The 6,541-nt window shown below is 72.1% G+C and carries 7 protein-coding genes and 1 pseudogene; 4 read left to right on the forward strand and 4 right to left on the reverse strand.

What is annotated here, in order from left to right; translation table 11 throughout:
• Positions 1-8: 8 nt before the first annotated feature.
• Positions 9-1,115 carry an Rv2578c family radical SAM protein gene (locus tag O4J56_RS24790; protein WP_270689092.1) on the reverse strand — a complete coding sequence of 369 codons (1,107 nt, stop codon included), beginning with the start codon at positions 1,113-1,115 and terminating at the stop codon, positions 9-11.
• A gap of 118 nt (positions 1,116-1,233) precedes the next feature.
• Here O4J56_RS24790 and O4J56_RS24795 point away from each other — a divergent pair, with 118 nt between their 5' ends.
• The gene (locus tag O4J56_RS24795) at positions 1,234-1,413 is read left to right on the forward strand and encodes a hypothetical protein (protein ID WP_270689094.1); all 180 of its coding nucleotides are present in this window, start codon (positions 1,234-1,236) and stop codon (positions 1,411-1,413) included.
• Between the two features lie 153 nt (positions 1,414-1,566).
• Here the strand turns inward: O4J56_RS24795 and O4J56_RS24800 are convergent, their stop codons facing one another.
• Both O4J56_RS24800 and O4J56_RS24805 read right to left on the reverse strand, forming a co-directional pair.
• Positions 1,567-2,874, reverse strand: a complete 1,308-nt coding sequence (locus O4J56_RS24800; protein ID WP_270689095.1) for a phytase — start codon at positions 2,872-2,874, stop codon at positions 1,567-1,569.
• 174 nt (positions 2,875-3,048) lie between these two features.
• Positions 3,049-3,462, reverse strand: a complete 414-nt coding sequence (locus tag O4J56_RS24805; RefSeq protein WP_270689096.1) for a hypothetical protein — start codon at positions 3,460-3,462, stop codon at positions 3,049-3,051.
• 543 nt (positions 3,463-4,005) lie between these two features.
• Between O4J56_RS24805 and O4J56_RS24810 the strand changes: the two genes are divergently transcribed.
• A complete protein-coding gene (locus O4J56_RS24810; protein ID WP_270689097.1) occupies positions 4,006-4,524 on the forward strand; it encodes an O-acetyl-ADP-ribose deacetylase in 519 nt (172 codons plus the stop codon).
• A gap of 31 nt (positions 4,525-4,555) precedes the next feature.
• Here O4J56_RS24810 and O4J56_RS24815 read toward each other — a convergent pair whose 3' ends face one another.
• The gene (locus O4J56_RS24815; RefSeq protein WP_270689098.1) at positions 4,556-5,407 is read right to left on the reverse strand and encodes an NAD(P)H-binding protein; all 852 of its coding nucleotides are present in this window, start codon (positions 5,405-5,407) and stop codon (positions 4,556-4,558) included.
• A gap of 109 nt (positions 5,408-5,516) precedes the next feature.
• On the opposite strand from O4J56_RS24815, the gene O4J56_RS24820 reads away from it, so the two are divergent.
• The gene (locus tag O4J56_RS24820; protein ID WP_270689100.1) at positions 5,517-6,005 is read left to right on the forward strand and encodes a MarR family winged helix-turn-helix transcriptional regulator; all 489 of its coding nucleotides are present in this window, start codon (positions 5,517-5,519) and stop codon (positions 6,003-6,005) included.
• 63 nt (positions 6,006-6,068) lie between these two features.
• Positions 6,069-6,541 (forward strand): annotated as a pseudogene (locus tag O4J56_RS24825) (hypothetical protein); the annotation flags it as partial.

The following is a 6,541-nucleotide window of genomic DNA, read 5'->3' on the forward strand; positions in this document are numbered from 1 at the left end:
GGAAGAGGTCACAGCAGCCGCATCTGCCGGGGTGCCCCGCCGCGCTCCGTTCGGCCCGCCTGCTCCGCGCGCCCGCCCGCGGGGGTCCGCTGCCGGTGCCGGCCTGTGGACGCCTCCTCCCGCGCGGTCCGGCCGCCGACCCCGTACCGGCGGGCCGCCTCCCGCACGCGGGCCGCCACCTGCTCCCGGTAGGGGGCAGGCGCGTAGGAGCCCTTCCCGTACAGCTCCCGGTAGAGCGGGGCGAGGTGCGGGTGCTCGCGCGCGAGCCAGGCGGCGTACCACTCCCGCGCCCCGCCGGGACGCAGGTGCAGGACGATCGGCGTCACGCTGGTCGCCCCGGCGTCGGCGATCGCGGACACGGCGGCGTCGATGGCCTCCGGTGAGTCGGTCAGTCCCGGAAGCACCGGCGCCATGAGCACCGAGCAGCCCAGCGCCCGGTCGGCCAGGGCCCGGACCGTGTCCAGGCGGGCTCGGGGCGTGGGGGCGCCGGGCTCGACCGAGCGGGCGAGGGGCTCGTCGACGGCGCCGACGGACACCGCCAGCCGCACGTCGGTGACGCGGGCGGCCTGTTCGAGCAGGTCGGCGTCGCGCAGGATGAGGCGCCCCTTGGTCAGCACGGAGAAGGGGTTGGCGGCGTCCCGCAGCGCGGAGATGATCTGCGGCATCAGCCGGTAGCGGCCCTCCGCGCGCTGGTAGGGGTCGGTGTTGGTGCCCATGGCGATCGGCTCGCCCTGCCATGTGGGGCGGGCCAGTTCGGCGCGGAGCAGCTCCCCCGCGTTGACCTTGACCATGATCTTGGTGTCGAAGTCGCGCCCGGCGTCCAGGTCGAGGTAGGTGTGGCTGCGCCGGGCGAAGCAGTAGACGCAGGCGTGGGCGCAGCCGCGGTAGGGGTTGAGTGTCCAGCGGAACATGGGGGACTCGCCGGGCACCCGGTTGATGATCGAGCGCGCGCGGATCTCCACCGCCACGGGTTCACCGTCGCCGCCCGCCACGGGGCCGCCCCCGGGGGCGCTCAGCCCGGCGCGGCCGGTGCCCCTTTCGGGGGCCGGGGCGATGTCCTCTCGGTCGAACAGGGCCTCCCCGTCCTGGTCCTCTCGCAGATCTTCCCAGCGCATGACCGCAATTCGAACATGTATTCGACGTGTTGTCCAGTCCGTTGCCCTCCTTGCCGGAGGGGGCGCCTGCCCCCTATGACTGGTGCACGACCCCTCGGAGAGCGACGTTGAGGACGCCATGAGCGGACGCAAGAAGAAGAGCAGGCCCCGGAAGGGCAAGGGCGGCAAGGGTTCGACCGAGATCCACCGCGGCCCGACGCGCGACCCGGGAGGCACCGGGAACGTCGGGTGCATGATCCTCGGGGCGGGCCTGGTGCTGGTCGCGCTGGCCGTGGCCGCCCTGGAGCTGTTCGGTTGAACGCGGGACGGCCGCCCGGGCGGGTCTCCCGCACGGGCGGCCGTTCCACCGTCGCGCCGTGCCGCACGCTTGGTGCACTCTTGGGTGCGTCGTTCTCCCGACGCCTCCTCGCGGCGCCCTTGGAAAGCGCGCGGCGCCGTCAGTGGCCGGTCATCAGTCGTCCAGCACGTCCTCGGCGACGTCCTCCCACTCCACGTAGGCGAAGCCCGTGGCGTCGCCGCGCCCTGGGGCGGGCTCGGCCTCGCCGTCCTGGACGACGAGGATGCCCTCGTCGTAGTCGTCCCCGACCGGGCGGCTCACCACGTCCAGGCCGTCGGTGTGCTCGACGCCCTCCACGGAGAACGAGCCCGCATGAGCGCCGTCCTCCCGGTCGTACAGGGCGAAGGTGTCGTCCCCTTGGCTGGAGGCGATCACATGGCCCTTCCCGTCGCCGTCCGGCTGCAGGGTGACGCCCTCGACGTCGGCGGTGAGCACGTCGCCGCCCTCGCCCGGGTCGGCGTTCCAGTCCAGGACGCACTCCTCGTCGCGGTCGGCGTCGTAGGTCCAGGGCACGCCATAGGAGCGGACGCGGTCGACCTGCTCGGCGTCCCCGAACCCTTCGCCCGTCAGGCCGATCCGCCACAGGCCGACCGCCTCCTGCCCCGCGTACAGGGCGCCCGCCGACACGTCGGCGACCATGCCCTCCACGTGCGGCCGCTCGTCCGGGTCGGTGCACGGCGCCCACTCGGCCCCGTCGGAGAGGGCGAAGGAGGAGGGCAGGTCGAGGGTGTCGACGTGCTCGTAGCCGACCCCGCCGCCGCTCTCCTCGGTCAGCCGCAGGAGGGCCAGCGTCGTCTCGTCCGCCCGGCTGACGACGGCGTAGGACTCGCCCCCGTCGGTGAAGGCGGTCAGGCCGTAGGCGGTGCGCTCGTCGGCGGCCCCGGCGTCGTCGGCGGAGAAGACCGTGGGCACGGCGGGGTCGGTGACCTCGCGCAGCGGCGGGCGGCCGTCCTCGACGGCGTCGGCGTCGATCGCGAAGAGGCGCACGCGGTCCTGTCCGCGGTCGCTGACCACGGCCAGGTCGGTGGCGCTCCCGCCGACCGGGAAGCCGCGCACGATGTCGACGTTGTTGAAGCGCCCGGCGGGCCGAGCGCCCTCGGCGGCGGGGGCGTCGATGTGCTGGACGAGGTCGCCGTCGAGGTCGTAGACGTCCAGTCCGGCGTTCTTCAGGGTGCCGATGACGAGGCTCTCGTCGCCGTCGTCGGGGTGGACCCACACGGCCGGGTCGTCGGCGTCGGCCTCGCCGCCCTCCTCGTCGTCGTACACGGGCGGGGTGCGGTCCTCGGCCTCGACGACGGGGATCCCGTCGGCGGGAGCGGAGGGGGCGGCGGGGGGCGCCGGTGCGGCGTGGGCGGCGGCACCGGCGAAGAGCAGCGGCGAGGCGAGCAGCGAGGCACAGACCACGGGAAGGGGGCGGTTCACGGACTCCTCCGGGGGCGGGGGATCGGGACCCGGGAATGCTAGGGAGCCGGGGTGAACCCGCCGTGTCACCGAGGCGAACGGGTCGGCCGCGCGGCGGGGGCGCCTGCGCGGCCGACCCCGGCCGGGATCCGAGGGGTTCCGGCCGTCAGCAGGGGCGGGAGGGGGCGGGGGATGTCAGACCGACAGGTGGATCAGGTAGACGTACTTCCCGCCCGCGCCCTTGTTCAGGTCGGTGTCGTAGCGTTCCCACGGCTTGGGGACCATCGGGTTGGCGTCCCCGCTGATCAGCACGTCGAGCGCCTGGATCGGCTGCCCCTCGGAGGGGTCGTGCGTGTAGCAGGCGTAGATGTACTCACCGCCGGCGCCCTTGTTCAGGTCGACGGGGATCTTGATGTAGTTCGGCGGGGGCTCCTGGTCGCGCGAGAGCAGGAAGTAGATGTTGGTGATGGGGACGTACTGGCCGTTGTGCTCGTAGGCGAAGTAGAGGTAGGCGCCGCCGGCGCCGGCGTTGAGGTCCTTGGTGATCTTGATCCAGCCCTCGGGGGCCGGCTGGTCCCCCTGCAGGACGGTGAGGCTGGTGACAGCCATGACATCGACCGCCTTCTCGTCGGATTCCCTGGGACGCCCTGGAATTTCCGCATTCACGGAACGGGGCACCCACGACTCAATCCCCGAACAAGATCGAAGAACAGAGCCGGGCAACGAGGAATACCGGCCATCCCCGAACCGTCGACCTGCGGACAAACATCGGCGACGCCCGAGAGTTTTCCTCAGATCACGAAGCCTTGGCAGGTCGCAGCCCTAAAATGAGAACGAGGACACACAACACCCGAAGGCCGGAAACGGCCATTTTCCGACATTTTTTCATGTCCCCGCGAACACCGGAACACCATCGAATACGAATTTTTCGCCATTCACCCGCATTGGAGCGGTTCGAAACTCCGGGCTGTTCGAGCGCCCGGAGAGGCACCACTGGACTCCTGCGGCGGACGGGCGGCGGAGCGAGCACGGGTCCACGGGGCGCACCGCCGCCCGGTTCAGGACTCCGGCCCCGCAGGGGACGGGAGCCGCCCGACGGTAGGACCGGCCGAACGCCTGAGACACCGTCCGCCGATGCGGTAGAAAGCCCCTGTGGACATCGAACTGGTACAAGGCGACATCACCGAACAGCATGTCGATGTGATCGTGAACGCCGCCAACTCGTCCCTGCTGGGCGGCGGGGGCGTCGACGGCGCCATCCACCGGCGGGGCGGCCCGGAGATCCTGGCCGAGTGCCGCCGCCTGCGGGACACCCGGTACGGAAAGGGGCTGCCCTCGGGTGAGGCGGTGGCCACCACGGCAGGCCGCCTGCCGGCGCGCTGGGTCGTGCACACCGTGGGCCCGGTGCACAGCGCCACCGAGGACCGGTCCGCCGTCCTCGCTTCCTGTTACACGCGCTCGCTCAGGGTCGCCGACGAGCTGGGGGCGACGACGGTCGCCTTCCCCGCGATCTCGACCGGCGTGTACCGCTGGCCGATGGAGGACGCGGCCCGCATCGCCGTAGAGGCGGTACAGGCCGCGTCGACCGGTGTGCGGACGTGCCGCTTCGTCCTGTTCGACGCCCCGGCCTACGCGGCTTTCGAGCGCGCGCTGTCCGCGGCACGGGGGTGATGCCCGGCCCTCGCGTGGGCCCCGGCGCCCGTCAAGCGGCGAAGTCCTCCCGATGGGCCCGCACCCACTCGGCGAAGGGGCGCGCAGGGTGTCCGGTGATGCGTTCGACCGTGTTGGTGACCGGCGCCGGAACGCCGACGGCGGCGGCCTCGGCGTCCAAGAGCACGTCGAGGACCTCCGCGGGCATCCACTCCTCGCGCCGCGCCATCGCCTCCTCCCGGCTCGGGACGTCGATGGGGACGGGGGTCCCGAGGGCGTCGCCGACGGCGTCCACGATGTCGCGCAGCCGCATCGACTCCGGGCCGGTGACCACCTGGAGCCGGGCGCGGTGCCGGTCCCTGGTGAGGAGGTCGGCGGCGACCTCGGCCACGTCGTCCAGGTGGACCGGGTTGACCTGCGCGTCCGGATAGGGCAGGGCGACGCGGCCGCTCTCCTTGATCTGCCCGGCCCAGTCGCGCTGGGCGTTGCCCGCGAGCCAGGCGGGGTACAGCAGGGTGGACGGCGGCCCGGCCTCCTCGACCGCCTCCTCCGCCGCGCGGTGCGCCCGGCCGATGATGCGGTCGTGCTCCCCCGCCTCATAGGAGGCCGGAGAGGACAGCAGTACGAGGTGCTCGACCCCCGCGGCACGCGCCTCCTCCAGGAACCCGCGGAGGTCACCGCTCAGTGTGGCGGCGGCGTAGAGGAACACCGCGCGCACATCCTTCAGTGCCGCGCCTGCGTTCCGGGGGTCGGCGACGTCCAGCTCGACGGTCTCGACGCCGGACGGCACCGCGAGCGCGCCCGCGTCCCTGGCCGACGCGCGGACGCGGTGCCCGGCCGCGGCGAGCACGCTCACCACGCGTTCGCCGATGTTCCCCCGGCCCCCTGTGACCAGCACGGTCATGGCACATCCCTTCCGCCGAGCGCCGCTTCGGCGGCGTCGGCCCCGATAGACTCGTGCCTGCATCGAAAAGGTTTGCTTTAGAAGCAAAAATATTTTGGGAGCAAAGATATTGTCAACGGAGCACGGCCCCGGCGCGGACGGTCCCGACGAGGACGGCCTCACCGCCGACGAGGGGGTCCGGACCATGCTGCTGCTGATGCCCCGCCTGGTGGGCCGCGCCAAGCGCACTCCGGTCCCCGAGGCGCTGCGCTCCCTAGACCTGGCGCCGCGCCACCTGTCGCTGCTGGCGTTCCTGCTCTTCGAGGGGCCCCTGACCGTCAACGCGCTCGCGGCGCGGCTGGAACTGGCCCCGACGACGGTCAGCCTGATGGTCGGCGAGCTGTCCCAGAAGGGCGTCGTGGACCGCGGCGAGGATCCGGCGGACCGGAGGCGCACGATCGTGTCCCTGGCCGAGGCCAACCGGCAGGCGGTGGACGACTGGCTCGCCGTCGGCGCCCGCGCCTGGCGCACGGCGCTGGAGCCGCTGAGCCCCGCCGAACGCCGAACGGTGGTCGAAACCCTGCTCACCTACGAACGCGAGGTCGCCCGGGAGGGCTGACGGCCGCTTGGGCCCCGCCGCCCGTCGGGGGCGATTCCCCCGAAGACTCCATAGAATCCCCACATGGCACGGCACGGGATCGCCCTGGCGACCGCCTTCACGTTCCTCATCCCCCTCAGCGCCTGTTCCTTCTCCGAAGAACCGTTGAACCTCGACTTCGAGGCGACGGCGATCAGCCCTGACGAGCCCTTCACGTGCGAAGGAGAGGACGACTGCGACGAGCCCGGCGCGGTGCGGTGGTCGTTGCCTCTGGAGGGTGACTACTTTCTGTACTGGCCCGAATACAGCGACGCTTTGCCGCCTTCCATCTCCGCTCACTCCGAGCCCAATGCCGTGAGCGGGGCCTACGGCGACGGTGTCCTCTACTTCATGGAAGGGAACCGCATCACGGCCATCGACACCGCCGTACCAGCGGTTCTATGGACTGAGGCGGTCGACCCGGACCACGCGGGAGACATCTTCTTCCCGCACATGGTCGGCGACGACATCGTCCTCGCCGCCGAAAGGCTCCACGAAAACGACAACGCCGGGGCCGA

It is taken from the genome of Nocardiopsis endophytica, from assembly GCF_027706725.1.
Taxonomy (GTDB): Bacteria; Actinomycetota; Actinomycetes; order Streptosporangiales; family Streptosporangiaceae; genus Nocardiopsis_A; species Nocardiopsis_A endophytica.

Bases quoted from the DNA above. Each gene is read 5' to 3' on its own strand.
- O4J56_RS24790 (WP_270689092.1), bottom strand. From the start codon at position 1,115: ATGCGCTGGGAAGATCTGCGAGAGGACCAGGACGGGGAGGCCCTGTTC.
- O4J56_RS24795 (WP_270689094.1), top strand. From the start codon at position 1,234: ATGAGCGGACGCAAGAAGAAGAGCAGGCCCCGGAAGGGCAAGGGCGGC.
- O4J56_RS24805 (WP_270689096.1), bottom strand. From the start codon at position 3,462: ATGGCTGTCACCAGCCTCACCGTCCTGCAGGGGGACCAGCCGGCCCCC.
- O4J56_RS24815 (WP_270689098.1), bottom strand. From the start codon at position 5,407: ATGACCGTGCTGGTCACAGGGGGCCGGGGGAACATCGGCGAACGCGTG.